Origin of the sequence: Comamonas koreensis (assembly GCF_014076495.1) — a bacterium.
In the GTDB taxonomy this organism is placed as follows: domain Bacteria; phylum Pseudomonadota; class Gammaproteobacteria; order Burkholderiales; family Burkholderiaceae_C; genus Comamonas; species Comamonas squillarum.
In genome coordinates this window covers 2,317,676-2,332,602 of record NZ_CP043575.1, presented here as the reverse complement: position 1 = coordinate 2,332,602, position 14,927 = coordinate 2,317,676, and the positions used below count along the sequence as shown (strand labels likewise).

Below are 14,927 nucleotides of genomic sequence, written 5' to 3'. Positions count from 1 at the left end.
CACCCGTCACGCGACGCCGGTGTCTGCGCAGCATCGTAGCGTTGTCAATGATGACCTCCATCGCTATAGGTTTTACAGCACAGGCTGCTGCACCACAGGCGCCTGCCACGATTTTGGTGGTGGGCGACTCGATCAGCGCCGAATACGGCATTGCCCGCGGCACCGGCTGGGTGGCGCTGCTGCAGGACAAGCTCGAACAAAGCAAAAACGCAGGCGCCTACCAGGTGCACAACGCCAGCATCAGCGGCGACACCACCGCCGGCGGCCGGGCCCGCTTTGGCCAGCTGCTGACGCAGCACAAGCCCGGCATCGTCGTGCTGGAGCTGGGGGCCAACGATGCGCTGCGCGGCCTGCCGCTGGCCAGCACCCGGGCCAACCTGGCAGCGATGGTGGAAAGCGCCCAAAAGGCTGGCGCCCAGGTGCTGCTGCTGGGCATGCAGGTGCCGCCCAACTACGGCAGCAAGTACACCACGGACTTTGCCCAGGTCTTCACCAGCCTGGCGCGCGAGAAGAAAACCGCTGTCGTGCCCTTCTTGCTGCACGGCGTGGCCGATGTGCCCAACGCGGAAAAGAACTTCCAGGCCGACCGCATCCACCCATTGGCCAGCGCCCACCCGCAGCTGCTGGCCAATGTCTGGCCCGAGCTGCAAAAGCTGATGAAATAAAAATGCCGCCAGCGCGGTGCTGGCGGCATTTATGCGGCTAGCCCTACCCCTTAGAACAGGTTCTTAGCCAAAGGCTTTTTGCAGCGCTTGCGCCAGATCCTGCTGCAGGTCGTTGGCATCTTCGAGCCCGATCGAAAAGCGCACTACCGTACCCGGCTGCAGCTGGGACTCGCCCAGCGCGCGCATGCTGCTGATCTTGTAGGGCACCACCAGACTGATCGGGCCGCCCCAGCTGTAGGCCAACTTGAACAGGCGCAGGCTCTCGCAGAACAGGTCGATCTGCTGCTGGCTGTAGCGCGGATCGATCACCACGCTAAAGAGTCCTGCGGCTGCGCCCTGCTTGCCCGCCACGCTGCCCGCGCCACAGAGCTGCTGCCAATGCGCATGGCCGGGCGAGCCGGCAAAGGCTGGGTGCAGCAGCTGCACCACGGCGGGCTGCTCGGCCATGAAGGCGGCCAACTGCCGGGCTGCCGCATCTTGCGCGTGGTAGCGCAGCGCCAGGCTGGGCAGGCTGCGCAGCACGGTTTCGATATCGTTCACTCCCACGCCCAGGCCCAGGTGCATATGCGTGGCCTGCACCTTGCGGTGCACGGCTGCATCCCGCGACACGATGGAGCCCATCAGCACATCGCCGCCGCCGCTGGGGTACTTGGTGAGCGAATGCGCCGACACATCCACGCCCAGGCGGTAGCTGCCGTCGCCATCCAGGTCAAAGCAGTTGAAGGCCAGGCCCGCGCCCCAGGTGTTGTCCAGCGCCGTGGCAATGCCTTTTTCCTTGCACAGGCGCACAAGACCCAGCAAATCGGGGAATTCCATGCTGACCGAGCCGGCCGCCTCCAGCCACACCAGGCGGGTGTTGTCCTGGATCAGGCTGGCGCAATGGTCCACCCGCATCGGGTCGTAGTAGCCGATGCTGACGCCAAAGCGCTGCAGCTCGCTCTCGGCAAAGCCCTTGCTCGGGCCATAGACGTTGTCGGGCAGCAGCACATGGTCGCCGCTCTTGAGCAACGCCAGGCCAATCACCGAGATCGATGCCAGGCCGCTGGGCACCAGCACGCAGTGGCTGCCGCCTTCCAAGGTGGCAATGCGCTCTTCCAGAATGTAGGTGGTGGGCGTGCCGTGCAGGCCGTAGGTGAAGGCGCTCTTGTCCTTCCAGTCCCAGCTGCGCATTGCCGCCACGTTGGGAAAGAACACGCTCGATGCCTTGAACACGCCGGGCTGCGGCGCTGCAAAGGGCGCATCGGCGGTGTAGGGGTGGTGGATGATGCCGGTGATCGGTGCCTGGTGTTTGGGGGTGGAGCTCATAGCAAAAAAAGTCGGTCAGAAAACGGAACAGCTGCGGGCTATTGTGCAGCAGATAGGCTCAGCGCCAAGCCGCCGCCACCAAGCCCAGCGCTGCGGCCTCGGCACCCGCATCAAAGAAGCGGCTGGCCTGCAGCAGTGCCGCGCTGTTTTGCAGCGGCAGCCAGTCACCGCCTGCGCAGCGCTGCCAAGCCAGCGGCCCGGCGCCGCCTGCCGCTGTAGCGACTGCTGCCAGCCAGGCCTCCAGTCCCTGCGCAGGTGCCGGCCACCAGCGGGCTTGCTCGCCCAGGCTGACCAGCACAGGAAGCGCTGGCGCTGATGCGCTTGGCATCACAACGGGCGCATCCAGCGCCGCCAAGGCATCGCGTGCCCAGGCGCGCAGCCCTGCGCGGTAGCCCTTGTCGGGGAACTGCGCCGCCCATTGCTGGCGGTCCGCATCCATCGCAGCATCGACCGCGCTGGTGCCCAGCGCAGCGGCAATGCCCAGCGCCGGTTTGCGCGCCAATTGCTCCAGCCAGAGGCGGTAGTCGGCGCTCGGCGCTGCGGGATTCGGCGGGTTGATCAGCCATAGCCCCTGCACCGGCTTGCCCAGCGCAGCCTGCTGTGCCACCAACGCCTGGGCCAGGCGCGCGGCATCGCCATGGGCAACGACGACCAGGCCCTGTTCGCCCTCCAGATGCAACTGGTGGACAAGGTCTTGCAGTATCGCCAGTTGCTGGGGATCGCCCAGGCGATTGTCCTTTTTGGGCTTGTCGCTGCGCCCCAGGCCCAGCCAATCGGGTGCCACCACGCGGTCACCGCGCGCGGCCAGGCCAGCGGCCAGTTCGCGAAACAGCCCTTGCTGCGCCGGCAGGCCGGGCAGCAGCAGCCATTGCCGGGCAGCGGCGGCTGGCGGTGGGTTTTGGCCCGCGCTGTCTTTGGCATGCAGGCGCAGGCCGCCCAAAGCCGGCCACTCGCTGTAAAAGCAGCTGGGGCAGGCGCAGTCCAATGCGGGCGCAAACAGCGCATCGGGCGTGCGCAGTGCGTCGTCACGCAGCGGGTGGCTGGCCAGCGCCTGCTGCTTTTGCTGCACGCGGCGCTTGCCAAAAAATTCGGTGAGCAGGGCTGCAGCCTCGTGCGCCAGCACACCCGCGGTCACCGCCGTGTGGTGGTTCAGTGCAGCCTGCGCAAACAGGTCCAGCACCGATCCCCCGGCACCGGTACGCGGCTCGGCAGCGCCCCAGACCACGCGGTCCAGGCGCGCATGCAAGATGGCACCGGCGCACATCGCGCAAGGCTCCAAAGTGACATACAAGGCACAGCCATCGAGCCGGTAATTGCCCAGGCGCTTGGCCGCATCGCGCAGGGCCTCGATCTCGGCATGGGCGCTGGGGTCATGCGCGCCAATCGGGTGGTTAAAACCCCGGCCGACGATCTGGCCGTCACGCACCACCACGGCACCCACGGGCACTTCGCCTGCCTCGGCGGCGGCACGTGCCTGCTCCAGCGCAGCGCGCATCCAGTGCGCGTCAACAGGCTGGGGGGGCAACTGGCCGCCGGTGCTGGCGGGGACGAGGCTGTCGGCCATCGCCGTCACTCTTCGGCTTGTTTCAGGCGCTGCGCATCCTGCTGCACCGCCTGGTTCAACTGGTCCTGCACCTGCTGCTGGATCTGCCGGCTTTGTGCATTCACATCTTTGCTGGTGTCAATCTGCGGCACGCGCACGCCTTCGACGGCGGCGGGCGCGGGCGCCTTCGTCACGCCCATGTTCTGCTTCATCAGCAGCGCCACAATCGCCATCACCACCAGTAAGCCTGCCAAACCCAATACCGCACGCATAGCATCCTCCCTCCATACCGTATGCGGTCTGATTATCGCGCGGCATCGCAGCCAGTGGCAGGCAAGCCCTGGTTGGCCTGCCACAGCTGCACAGCCAGCGCCCGGATCTCATCGGCCAGGTGCAGGCGCTGCAGCCAGTGGCGCGGTATGCCCTGCTCGCCCCAAAAAGCGCCCGCGATCTGGCCGGTGATGGCCGCCGTGGTGTCGGCATCGTCGCCCAGATTCGCGGCCTCCAGCACCGCGTCCTCCAAGCAGTCATGCCGGGCAAAGCACCACAGCGCCGCTTCGAGGCTACGCACCACATAGCCCGAACCGTGGATGTCGTCCCGGCTTTTGGCCAGGTAATGGCCCTGTGCAATCTGCTGCAGCTGGGGGCTGGCCAGTGGCAAATCCGACAGCGCCAGCACCTCGTTTTTGGGCCGCCCCTGCAACGCGCGGGCGATGGCGACCGCCAGCAGGCGGCAGGCATCCAGGCACTCGGCCGCGCCATGCGTGGTTTGCGAGCTGAGCGCCGCCTTGTCCTGCAAGCGCTGCGCATCGCCGCAAAAGCGCAGCGCCACAGGTGCTAGCCGCATGATCGAGCCATTGCCAGCGCTGTGCGGGTCGGTGCTGCCAGCCAGAGGATTGCCGGTGAGCAAGAACCTTTGCAAAGCTTCCCGCGTGGCCATGCCAATGTCAAAGCAATGGCCGGTAGCGCTCCAGTAACCCCACTGGTACCAGTTGGCATAGCGCGCCATCTGGTCGGCCGGGTCGCAATCGCCCTTGGTGACCAGGCTCTCGGCCAGGCACAGCGCCATCGAGGTGTCATCGGTCCACTGGCCCGCGCGCAGCGAGAACGGGCCCCCGCCCAGCATGTCCGTCAGCGGCACAAAGCTACCGCGCGGCTGAAACTCGACCGTGGTGCCCACCGCGTCACCGCAGGCCAGCCCCAGCAGTGCGCCTTGAAAACGGTCCTGAGTTGGCGTCATCACTGGCCTCCGGTGGGCAGCTGCGCGCGCGCCAACATGACGAACGCATCTACGCTATCTGCGCGCCGCGCCAACGCAGGCAGTTGGACGTGGTTGGTGTGTTTCATATCAGTTCTCTTGTCTCTGAGCCAGCCACGAGTGCGCAAACGCGGCCAGGCTGGCATGGGTGGAATGCAGTTGTTGCAGTGCCGGTCCGCAGTTGGGGCTGCCATCGGGTTCGCGCAGTACCAGTGCGCCATAGATGCCTTCGGGCAACCCTGCAAAGTTCGGTAGATAGTCATCCACCAAGGCCAGCGGCTTAAGCTGGGCCAGCGCTGCGGCTTTGGGGCTGCCGCCACTGGCATCGCTACCAGTCGCAATCACCCGCCCAATCGGAAAGCCGAGGGCCTGCAGGTTGCCAAGCCGTGCCTGGGCAAAATGGGGCTGCAGAGCAGTCAGGCACACCAGCTCAAAGCCGGCGGCCTCCAGTTGCTGGCATGCCGCGAGCGCACCGGGTACGGCAGGCAGGGCGGACCAGAACTGCGCATCAAAGCCTGCGCGAAACCGGTGCAGCGCCTCGCCGCTCAGCCGCTCCACATCCCAGCGGTCTGCCGCCCAGTAGGCATGGGGGTTGCGCAAGTCAGGGTAGCGGCCAAAAGCACGCCGCCAGGCAGTGGCATAGGCCAGGTTGTAGTCGAGCAGCACGCCATCGGCATCCAGCGCCAATACGCGATGGCCGCTCATTCGTCCAGCCTCTGCAGGTAGGTCACGGGCACGGCGTCGGTCAACCAGACACCATTGTCCGAGCAATAGAACACATGGCCATTGGCGACCATGCCCGCCGCATCCACCCGCAGCAAGGCCAGCTTGCCGTGGCGCCGCCCAACTGCGCCAGCCGTCTCGATGCTGGCGGACAGGTGAACATGGTGGCGCTTTTGGCGTTGCAAGCCTTGCGCCAGGATCGCGTCAAGAAAACGGGTTGCCGTGCCGTGGTAGAGCGCATCCGGTGGGGTGCTGGGGACCAATTGCAGCTCGATGGTTACCGAATGCCCCTGGTTGGCACGGATGCGCTTGCCGTCCTCGCTGAAGGCAAAGCGCTGCTTGGCGCAGCTTGCCACCACTGCCTGCAATTGCACCGGGCTCATGGCTTTGCCACTGCGGGCCAGGCAGGCGAGCAGTTCGTCCGTATGCGCCCAGCCGGCCTCGTCAAGCTCAAGGCCAATGGTCTGCGGGCTGTGGCGCAGCACCAGGCTGAGCAGCTTGCTGCGGCGGGTCATGGTGGTGGACTGCTCGCCGACCGGGGTGTCTTTGGTTGGTTGTTCAAAAGTCATCATCTATCCTTTTTGTAGTTATGCATCTATTAGAGTGCAGTCGTCCAGCCTGCACCACACCTTCAGACTGTAAGTTGTATTGAGCAACTTAAATGAGTTGTACAATACAACTCGCTTTCCTATCCGTCAAGGTTTTTCTATGGCCTCCACCGCTGCCAGCCACCAACCCGTTGATTTTGTACGGCCCTATACCACCGTGGATGTGGTGATTTTCAGCGTGGTGGACGGGGCCTTGAAGGTCTTGCTGGTGCAGCGGCCGGTCTCAAGCTCCGAGCCCTTCCCCGGGCGGTGGGCGCTGCCTGGGGGCTTTGTCGACGTAGCGCAGGACAGCGATCTGCAGGCCTGCGCCAACCGCAAGCTGCGCGAGAAGACCAATGTCGCCAGCCCCTACCTGGAGCAGCTGGGCAGCTGGGGCGGGCGCAGCCGGGACCCGCGTGGCTGGTCGGCCACCCATGTCTACTTTGCGTTGATAGCTGCGCAGCCCTTGACCTTGGCCAAGGGCGCTAATGCGGCCGATGTGGCCTGGTTCGAGGTCGATGCCATCTGCGATGGCCCCCCTCTCGCCTTTGACCACAGCGAGATCCTGCGCGCTGCCGCCGAGCGACTGCGCGGCAAGGTCGAGTACACCTCTCTGCCCGCCTTTTTGCTGCCCGAGCCCTTTACCCTGCCCCAGCTCCAACAGGTGTACGAGACAGTGCTGGGACGGCCGGTAGACAAGAGCGGCTTTCGCACCCGCATGCTGGCAGCGCAATTTTTGCAGGAGGCTGGGCATGTCGAGGGGCCCTCCAACCGCCCGGCCATGGGCTACCGCCTGGCCGACCGCAGCGCGCCGGTGGTGTTTCCGCGCACCTTCAGCCCGCGCGGCTGAACCGGGCTGACCCAAGGACTAAACCGGGTCTGCATGGTGCTTGGGCTGGCACTGCAGTCAGCTTATCTCCGAGCGCAGCGGCCCTCCTGCAGCGACCTGAGATAATCCTGCCCCTATGTCCCTCCTGCCCCACCAGCTCGAACTGCTCTCCCCGGCCCGCGATGCCGATATCGGGATTGAAGCGATCAACCATGGCGCCGATGCCGTCTATATCGGAGGGCCGGCCTTTGGCGCGCGCGCCACGGCGGGCAATGACATCCGCGACCTGGAGCGCCTGATCAAACATGCGCACCGCTTTGGCAGCCGCATCTTCATCACGCTCAACACCATCTTGCGCGACGATGAGTTGGAAGGCGCGCGCCAGATGGCCTGGCAGGTCTACGAGGCCGGGGCGGACGCGCTGATCATCCAGGACATGGGCCTGCTGGAGCTGGACCTGCCCCCGATCCAGTTGCATGCCTCGACCCAAAGCGATATCCGCACACCCGAGAAAGCCCGCTTTCTGCAGGATGCCGGCCTGTCGCAGATCGTGGTGGCGCGTGAGCTGGATCTGCAACAGATCGCCGCCGTGCGCGCCGCCACCGACCCGGCCCGCACGACGATTGAGTTCTTTGTGCATGGCGCCTTGTGCGTGGCCTACTCGGGCCAGTGCTACATCACCCACGCCCACACCGGCCGCAGCGCCAACCGGGGCGATTGCAACCAGGCCTGCCGCCTGCCCTATGAGGTGCTGGACGCCCAGGGCCGCATCATTGCGCATGAAAAGCATGTGCTGTCGATGAAGGACAACAACCAGAGCGACAACCTGCGCGCACTGATCGATGCAGGGGTGCGCAGCTTCAAGATCGAGGGGCGCTACAAGGACATGGGCTATGTGAAGAACATCACCGCCCACTACCGCAAGCTGCTCGACGAGATCATCGAAGAGCGCGAGTTCTCCGAGGCGCCACTGGCGCGCTCGTCCTCGGGCCGGACCAACTTCAGCTTCACGCCCGATCCGGACCAGAACTTCAACCGCGAGTTCACCGATTACTTTGTCAACGGCCGCAAGGACGATATTGGCGCCTTTGACACCCCCAAGACCCCGGGCCGCGCGATCGGCTGGGTCACGAAGGTGGGGGAGAACTTTGTCGAGCTAGAAGCCTCCAGCGGCGACACCGTGCTGCACAACGGCGACGGCCTGTGCTACTACGACCTGCAAAAAGAACTGGTTGGCATGCAGATCAACCGCGCCGAGTCCGTAGATGCAAAGAAATCGCTGTGGCGTGTGTTCCCCAAGGACCCGATCGCCGGCTTCAAGGACCTGCGCAAGGGCCTGGAAGTGAACCGCAACCGCGACATGGCCTGGGTGCGCACCCTGGACAAGAAATCCAGCGAGCGCCGCATTGGCCTGTGGGCCCAGCTGAGCCAAACCCCGGACGGCTTTGCATTGACCTTGACCGATGACGACGGCTTTGTCGGCAGCGCGAGCCTGGTGCAGCCGCACCAAGCCGCCACCGACAGCGAGCGGGCCGAGGCCACCCTGCGCGACCAGCTGGGCCGCTTTGGCGCCACCATTTTCTCGGTGCACGACATCAGCCTGAAACTGGACCAGCCCTGGTTCATCCCGGCATCCGCACTGAACCAGCTGCGCCGCGATGCCGTGGCTGCGCTCGAAGCCGCCCGCGAGGCCGGCTTTGTGCGCCTGCCGCGCGCGCTACCGGTGGAGCCACCCGCGCCCTTCCCGGAGGACACGCTGACCTATCTGTCCAATGTGTTCAACCAGAAGGCGCATGACTTCTATGTGAAGCATGGCGTCAAGGTGATCGACGCGGCCTACGAGAGCAAGGAAGAGGAAGGCGAAGTCTCGCTGATGATCACCAAGCACTGCGTGCGCTTCTCGATGAGCCTGTGCCCCAAGCAGGCCAAGGGCGTCATCGGCGTCAAGGGCACCATCAAGGCCGAGCCCCTGCAGCTGATCAATGGCAAGGAAAAGCTGACCCTGCGCTTTGACTGCAAGCCCTGCGAGATGCATGTGGTCGGCAAGATGAAGCGCTCGGTCATCAACCAGCATGCCAAGGAGATGCAGGAGTTCCCAATGCAGTTCTACCGCACCAGGCCTGCGGTGGTGCGTACTTGAGCAGGCCAGCCGCCCGCATCAAGAAAAAAGCTGCAGAAGCCAAGCTCTGCAGCTTTTTTTTCACCAAGGCCCAGGAGCTCAGGTCAATCCTTCGTCCCGGCTGTCCGCAATGGGCAGTCCCTTGATAAAACCGGTCAGGTGCTGGCCTCGGCGCTTTCGCGCGACTCCAGTGCACGGTTGATGCCCAGGGCCGCCAAGGTACAGACGGCACCCGACAGCAGATAAAGGCACACAGCGATCAGGCCGAACTTGGCTGACAAGCCCAGCGCCACCAGCGGTGCAAAGGCCGCGCCCACCAGCCAGGCCATGTCGGTAGACAGTGCCGCGCCGGTGTAACGATAGCGCGCCGAGAAGTTGGCGGTGACCGTGCCGGACGACTGGCCGTAGGACAGGCCCAGCAGCACAAAGCCGACGATGATGAAGATATTGTTACCGGTCACGCCACTGGACAGCAGCTTGGGCGTAGCCAGGCTGAACAGCGCAATCAGCACCGCCATCGCGCCCAGGGTATTGCGCCGGCCAAAACTGTCTGCCAGCTTGCCCGAGGCCACAATGGCCAGCGCCGCGCAGAAGGCCCCCAGAATCTGCACCCCCAGCACATGGGTGATGGGCTGGTCCGAATAGAGCGAAATCCAGGAAAGCGGAAACACGGTGACCAGGTGGAACAGCGCAAAGCTGGCCAGCGCGGCAAAAGCGCCGATCGCCACATGGCTGCCCTCCTCGTCGATCAGGCGGGTGACGCTGACGGGTTCCAGCTCGCGCTCCTGCATCGCCTGGGTGTAGGTCTGGCCCAGCACCAGTTGCAGCCGGGCAAACAGGGCCACCACGTTCACCGCAAAAGCGACATAGAACGGATAGCGCCAGCCAAAGCTGAGGAACTCGGCCTTCGACAGCGCGCTGTACAAGTAGGCGAACAGGCCGGCAGCCAGCACAAAGCCCAGTGGCGCGCCCAGCTGGCCGATCATCGCGTACCAGCCTCGGCGGTTGCTCGGCGCGTTCATCGCCAGCAGCGACGGCAGCCCATCCCAGGAGCCGCCCAGCGCCAGACCCTGGGCAAAGCGGAACAGCGCCAGCAGCCAGATGGCGGTGCGGCCCAGTACGTCATACCCGGGTAAAAAGGCGATACCAACCGTGGAAACGCCCAGTAAAAACAGGGCCACTGTCATTTTGGCGGCACGTCCCCAGCGGCGCTGAATGGCCATCGAGATGGCGGTGCCGACCGGTCTGGCGACAAAAGCGATGGAAAACACCGCAAATGACAGCAACGTGCCATTGAGCTGAGAAAAGTTGGGAAAAAAGACGCTTGGAAAGACCAAGACCGCCGCTATGCCAAATACGAAAAAATCAAAATACTCTGACGAACGGCCGATAATCACCCCGACCGCGATCTCGCCAGGTGTTACATCTTCTTCAGAATGGGCACGGGGACGGGGATCAGCACCGGGGGTGCCGCCGACAGGAGATGCTGTGTAACCGAGACTACTCATACAAAAGCTCCTTCCTCAAGCTGTTACCGGCCTGCTGAGACCGTACCTTTACCAGGAGCCTAGCTGGGTACTTTCTGAGAGGGCGTAGGACAAAATGTCCAATCGACAGGCCTGCCTCTAGCATTTACATTTGGGGGGATTTTGCAATCCATGTTTATACCTAAGCGCGCTAGCCGTGCCCTTTCGCATGCCTGATCTCAACAAACTTCGCGGGCCCTCACGGCTCGTTGCGGCGTTACTGGTTGCCGCCAGCCTTGCAGGCTGTAATACCGTCGTTCTCAACCCTGCGGGTGACGTGGCGGCGCAGTCCGGCAATCTGGTGATCATCGCCACGTTGCTGATGCTGATCATCATCGTTCCGGTGATCGTGCTGATCCTCTTGTTCGCGTTCAAGTACCGCGAAAGCAATGAGCCCGCCGACTACGATCCCGAGTGGCACCACTCGACGGTGCTGGAGTTGGTGATCTGGTCCGTTCCTCTGCTGATCATCATCGCGCTGGGCGCCCTGACCTGGATCTACACCCACAAGCTCGACCCCTACCGTCCTCTGGACCGCATTGACGCCAACCGCCCACTGGCTGCAGACGTCAAGCCGCTGGAAGTCGAAGTCGTGGCCATGGACTGGAAGTGGCTGTTCATCTACCCCGAGCAAGGCATTGCCACCATCAACGAGCTGGCTGCGCCCGTGGACCGTCCGATCCGCTTCAAGCTGACCGCCACCACCACGATGAACGCCTTCTACGTGCCTGACCTGGCCGGCATGATCTATGCCATGCCATCGATGCAGACGCAGTTGAACGCCGTGATCAACAAGCCTGGCGTGTACAAGGGCATGAGCTCGCACTACAGCGGCTCGGGCTTTGCCGGCATGACCTTCAAGTTCCACGGCCTGAGCAATGGTGACTTCGACGCCTGGGTGCAAAAGGCCAAGACCGAAGGCGCTACCTTGGACCGTGCTGAATACGTGAAGCTGGAAAAGCCCAGCGAGCGCGATCCTGTGCGCCTGTTCAGCACCGTCGATAGCACCCTGTACCACGCCGTGCTCAACCGCTGCGTTGAAGCGGGCAAGATGTGCATGGACGAGATCATGGCCAAGGATGCGATGGCCAACATGAAGGCCCGTGCAGCTGCAGGCAAGAGTGTTTCGCTGATCCCTGAGGACGACGTGTGCACGGTGGCCAACGCCCCTGCCGTGGTCGCCTCCCTGGGCGAGCCAGCGCCTGGCACCCCCGTGGCGCAGTAACCCCATCGAGAATTTTCAAAGAGACTCAATATGTCCGTAGCTACAAACGTAAGCCATGACCCGCTCCTCGGGCGGCTGACATGGAATGACATACCGATGGTGCATGAGCCCATCGTGTTGTGGACCTTCATCGCCGTGGTCCTGGGCGGCCTCGTGGTCGTCGCCGGTATCACCAAGTTCAAGCTTTGGGGTCCGCTGTGGAAGAACTGGATCTGCTCCATCGACCACAAGAACATCGGGATCATGTACATGATCCTGGGCCTGGTCATGTTCCTGCGCGGCTTTGCCGACGCGATCATGATGCGTGGCCAGCAGGCGCTGGCCGCCGGTGAATCGATGGGCTACCTGCCCCCGCACCACTATGACCAGATCTTCACCGCCCACGGCGTGATCATGATCTTCTTCGTGGCCATGCCTTTTGTGACCGGCCTGATGAACTATCTGGTGCCGCTGCAAATCGGTGCGCGTGACGTGGCCTTCCCGTTCCTGAACAACTTCAGCTTCTGGATGACCACCTCCGGCGCCGTGCTGGTGATGGCCTCGCTGTTCGTCGGTGAGTTCTCCACGCTGGGCTGGCTGGCCCTGTCGGGTCTGGGCGAATACCACCCGGGCGTGGGTCTGGATTACTACATCTGGGCGCTGCAGATTGCCGGGGTCGGGACGACCTTGTCCGGTATCAACCTGATTGTGACCATCATCAAGATGCGCGCGCCTGGCATGAACCTGATGAAGATGCCTATCTTCACCTGGACCTCGCTGTGCACCAACGCGCTGATCGTGGCTTCGTTCCCGATCCTGACCGCTGTGCTGGTGCTGATGACCTTGGACCGCTACGTCGGCACCAACTTCTTCACCAACGAGCTGGGCGGCAACCCCATGCTGTATGTGAACCTGATCTGGATCTGGGGCCACCCAGAGGTCTACATCCTGATCCTGCCTGCGTTCGGTGTGTTCTCTGAAATCGTTGCGACCTTCTCGCGCAAGCGCCTGTTCGGCTACACCTCGATGGTGTATGCGACCGTGTGTATCACCATCCTGTCCTGGCTGGTGTGGCTGCACCACTTCTTCACCATGGGGTCCGGTGCCAGCGTGAACTCGTTCTTCGGCATCACGACGATGATCATCTCGATCCCGACCGGCGCCAAGATCTTCAACTGGCTGTTCACGATGTACCGTGGCCGCATCAAGTTCACCGTGCCCATGCTGTGGACCGTGGGCTTCATGCTGACCTTCACCATCGGTGGTATGACCGGTGTGCTGCTGGCCGTGCCGCCTGCTGACTTCGTGCTGCACAACTCGCTGTTCCTGATCGCCCACTTCCACAACGTGATCATTGGTGGCGTCGTGTTTGCCGTGTTCGCCGGTATCAACTACTGGTACCCCAAGGCCTTCGGCTACCGCCTCGACGAGTTCTGGGGCAAGGCATCGTTCTGGTTCTGGTTCTTCGGCTTCTGGGTTGCGTTCACCCCGCTGTACGTGCTGGGTCTGATGGGTGTGACCCGCCGCGTCAACCACTACGAAGACACCTCGCTGCAGATCTATTTCATCATCGCTGCCTTCGGTGCCGTGCTGATCGCGCTGGGTATCGCCTGCTTCTTCATCCAGTTGTTCGTCAGCTACCTCAAGCGCGACCAGCTGCGTGATGTGACCGGTGACTGCTGGAACGGCCGTACCCTGGAATGGGCCACCTCGTCGCCTCCTCCCCAGTACAACTTCGCCTTCACGCCAGCCGTGCATGACAGCGACGCCTGGTGGGACATGAAGAAGCACAGCTACAAGCGCAAGCTCGACGGTTTCGTGGAAATCCACATGCCCAAGAACACCGGCGCCGGCTTCGTGATCTCGATGATCGCCCTGGTCTTCGGCTTCGCGATGATCTGGCACATGTGGTGGATCGCAGGCATCAGCTTTGCCGGCATCGTGTTGGCTTCGATCATCCACACCTTCAACTACAAGCGTGACTACTACATCCCTGCAAGCGAAGTAGCAGCCACCGAAGAAGAACGTACCCAACTGTTGGCCCGCCATGTCTAATCACAACACCCTCGCCGGCGCGACCGGTACCCGTGACTACTTCCTCAAGGAAGAACCGCACGTTGAAAATGGCACCGCTCTGGGCTTCTGGCTCTACCTGATGAGCGACTGCCTGATCTTTGCTGCCCTCTTCGCCACCTATGGCGCGCTGGGCCGCAACTATGCAGGCGGTGCAGGTGGCGCCGAGCTGTTCGACCTGAGCCTGGTGGCCATCAACACCGCCTTGCTGCTGCTGTCGTCCATCACCTTCGGCTTTGCCATGCTGGCCAAGCAAAAGGGCTCGGTCAAGGGCACCGTCGTCTGGCTGATCATCACCATGCTGTTTGGCGCCGGTTTCCTGGGCGTGGAACTGTATGAGTTCCACCACCTGATCCATGTGGGCGCTGGCCCGCAGAGCAGCGCTGCGATGTCGGCCTTCTTTGCACTGGTGGGCACCCACGGTCTGCACGTGACCTTTGGTCTGGTGTGGCTGGTGGTGCTGCTGCTGCAAATCGGCAAGCACGGCCTGACCCGTGAGAACAACCGCCGCCTGATGTGCCTGTCGATGTTCTGGCACTTCTTGGACGTGGTCTGGATCGGCGTCTTCTCCTTCGTATATTTGATGGGAGTGCTGTAAATGAGCGCACAACATAACCACGCAGCACACGGCCACGATGACCACGGTCACGACGATGGCCCACACAGCACCTTCTCGGGTTACATGATCGGCTTTTTCCTGTCGATCATCCTGACGGCCATCCCCTTCGCTGTGGTGATGGGCGATGTGTTTGAGAACCGCACCACCACCGTGGTCGTGATCGCCTTCTTCGCGGTCGTGCAGATCATCGTGCACATGGTCTACTTCCTGCACATGAACGGCAAGATCGAAGGCGGCTGGACCCTGATGTCCACCATCTTCACCATCGTGTTCGTGGCCGTGACCCTGGCCGGTACCTTGTGGGTCATGTACCACATGAATACCAACATGATGCCTGGCCACAACCACAACCCGGCCGCCGTGACCCAGCAGCAACCTGCTGCCAGCGAAGGCCACACCAACCACTAAGCTGTTTTGACCAACGAAACGCAACGGAATGCACAGGGCCAGCCCCGGCATTCCGCACTTTTTCAGGC

Annotated in this window: 14 protein-coding genes; 7 read left to right on the top strand and 7 right to left on the bottom strand. The window is 63.1% G+C overall.

The window, feature by feature from the left end:
• The first annotated feature begins 47 nt into the window (after positions 1-47).
• Entirely contained in the window at positions 48-665 is a 618-nt protein-coding gene (locus F0Q04_RS10420) for an arylesterase (RefSeq protein WP_116925070.1), read from the top strand.
• A gap of 63 nt (positions 666-728) precedes the next feature.
• Here F0Q04_RS10420 and F0Q04_RS10415 read toward each other — a convergent pair whose 3' ends face one another.
• The 6 genes from F0Q04_RS10415 to F0Q04_RS10390 all read right to left on the bottom strand — a co-directional run bounded on the left by F0Q04_RS10415 (position 729) and on the right by F0Q04_RS10390 (position 6,063).
• Complete coding sequence (locus F0Q04_RS10415; protein ID WP_116925069.1) at positions 729-1,970, bottom strand: PLP-dependent transferase; 1,242 nt, start codon at positions 1,968-1,970, stop codon at positions 729-731.
• A gap of 58 nt (positions 1,971-2,028) precedes the next feature.
• The gene (tadA, locus tag F0Q04_RS10410; protein WP_182345352.1) at positions 2,029-3,534 is read right to left on the bottom strand and encodes a tRNA adenosine(34) deaminase TadA; all 1,506 of its coding nucleotides are present in this window, start codon (positions 3,532-3,534) and stop codon (positions 2,029-2,031) included.
• A 5-nt stretch (positions 3,535-3,539) separates the two neighbouring features.
• Complete coding sequence (locus tag F0Q04_RS10405) at positions 3,540-3,785, bottom strand: hypothetical protein (protein ID WP_182345351.1); 246 nt, start codon at positions 3,783-3,785, stop codon at positions 3,540-3,542.
• 32 nt (positions 3,786-3,817) lie between these two features.
• Entirely contained in the window at positions 3,818-4,753 is a 936-nt protein-coding gene (locus F0Q04_RS10400; RefSeq protein WP_182345350.1) for an ADP-ribosylglycohydrolase family protein, read from the bottom strand.
• A gap of 108 nt (positions 4,754-4,861) precedes the next feature.
• Positions 4,862-5,476, bottom strand: coding sequence for an HAD family hydrolase (locus tag F0Q04_RS10395; protein WP_182345349.1), 615 nt, complete (start codon positions 5,474-5,476; stop codon positions 4,862-4,864).
• Positions 5,473-6,063 carry an RNA 2'-phosphotransferase gene (locus F0Q04_RS10390; RefSeq protein ID WP_116925262.1) on the bottom strand — a complete coding sequence of 197 codons (591 nt, stop codon included), beginning with the start codon at positions 6,061-6,063 and terminating at the stop codon, positions 5,473-5,475. The genes F0Q04_RS10395 and F0Q04_RS10390 overlap by 4 nt, the downstream gene beginning before the upstream one ends.
• Before the next feature lie 139 nt (positions 6,064-6,202).
• Here F0Q04_RS10390 and F0Q04_RS10385 point away from each other — a divergent pair, with 139 nt between their 5' ends.
• Together F0Q04_RS10385 and F0Q04_RS10380 are read left to right on the top strand one after the other, a co-directional pair.
• Entirely contained in the window at positions 6,203-6,931 is a 729-nt protein-coding gene (locus F0Q04_RS10385) for an NUDIX hydrolase (protein ID WP_116925065.1), read from the top strand.
• 115 nt (positions 6,932-7,046) lie between these two features.
• Positions 7,047-9,050: a peptidase U32 family protein gene (locus F0Q04_RS10380; RefSeq protein ID WP_182345348.1), complete on the top strand. Its 2,004-nt coding sequence runs from the start codon at positions 7,047-7,049 to the stop codon at positions 9,048-9,050.
• Between the two features lie 134 nt (positions 9,051-9,184).
• Here F0Q04_RS10380 and F0Q04_RS10375 read toward each other — a convergent pair whose 3' ends face one another.
• Positions 9,185-10,537 (bottom strand): MFS transporter, encoded by a 1,353-nt coding sequence (locus F0Q04_RS10375; protein ID WP_182345347.1) that lies wholly within the window; start codon positions 10,535-10,537, stop codon positions 9,185-9,187.
• A 187-nt stretch (positions 10,538-10,724) separates the two neighbouring features.
• Here F0Q04_RS10375 and cyoA point away from each other — a divergent pair, with 187 nt between their 5' ends.
• From cyoA to cyoD, 4 genes are read left to right on the top strand one after another with little or no spacing between them, the layout of a single operon-like run.
• Positions 10,725-11,780, top strand: coding sequence for a ubiquinol oxidase subunit II (gene cyoA, locus F0Q04_RS10370; protein ID WP_116925062.1), 1,056 nt, complete (start codon positions 10,725-10,727; stop codon positions 11,778-11,780).
• Between the two features lie 30 nt (positions 11,781-11,810).
• A complete protein-coding gene (gene cyoB / locus F0Q04_RS10365; RefSeq protein WP_116925061.1) occupies positions 11,811-13,814 on the top strand; it encodes a cytochrome o ubiquinol oxidase subunit I in 2,004 nt (667 codons plus the stop codon).
• The gene (gene cyoC, locus F0Q04_RS10360; protein ID WP_021026722.1) at positions 13,807-14,430 is read left to right on the top strand and encodes a cytochrome o ubiquinol oxidase subunit III; all 624 of its coding nucleotides are present in this window, start codon (positions 13,807-13,809) and stop codon (positions 14,428-14,430) included. The genes cyoB and cyoC overlap by 8 nt, the downstream gene beginning before the upstream one ends.
• Positions 14,431-14,859 (top strand): cytochrome o ubiquinol oxidase subunit IV, encoded by a 429-nt coding sequence (gene cyoD, locus F0Q04_RS10355; RefSeq protein WP_116925060.1) that lies wholly within the window; start codon positions 14,431-14,433, stop codon positions 14,857-14,859.
• The last annotated feature ends 68 nt before the right edge of the window (positions 14,860-14,927 follow it).